Genomic DNA, 532 nt, shown 5'->3' on the forward strand with positions numbered 1-532 from the left:
GTCAACTCTATCGGACGATCTTCTTGCCCCGGAGGTGCCATGAAGATCAGCGAAAACCGCCCCTGTTCACTGTCATACCGACGGGTTTCTTTCAGCCCCAGCAGTTCATAAAACGCCATGGATTTCTCAAGATCTTTCACACGGACCATGGTGTGGAGGTATGTCAGCCCCATTGCGGTTTCCTTTTTTGTTCAGGTGATGCCATGCACCTTAGCGCGCTAACATAGTCTGTCGAGGGGCGCGGCGGACACAATTTAGAGTTTGCGCAAGTTAGCGCACATATCGCGGTTCCTGTCGTGGTTTTGCCGATATATAGTGGTCTGCGACTCATTCGCTGGAAAGGAAATTTCATGCCGCTGTCCTCTGACCAACTGACCGAGATCGAAGCGCAACGGGCGCAATCGTATCAAACGCGTCGTGTTGTTGCTCCGGGGATGGAGGATCACCTGTACACCGCGCATCAGGTTCTGGACCACGGTTTTGTGCGTGTGATCGACTATATGGGCGATGACGCGGCGATTTGTCAGGCTGC

Annotated in this window: 1 protein-coding gene and 1 pseudogene; one reads left to right on the forward strand and one right to left on the reverse strand. The window is 53.4% G+C overall.

Going from position 1 to position 532, the window contains the following annotated elements; genetic code table 11:
* Positions 1-173, reverse strand: a 173-nt coding sequence (locus ACR0C6_RS22215; protein WP_480621371.1) for a VOC family protein, incomplete at its 3' end; no start/stop codon positions are given.
* A 177-nt stretch (positions 174-350) separates the two neighbouring features.
* Between ACR0C6_RS22215 and ACR0C6_RS22220 the strand changes: the two are divergent.
* Positions 351-532: pseudogene (locus tag ACR0C6_RS22220) on the forward strand (FAD-dependent thymidylate synthase); the annotation flags it as partial.

This window comes from Ruegeria sp. AL12, from assembly GCF_056540885.1.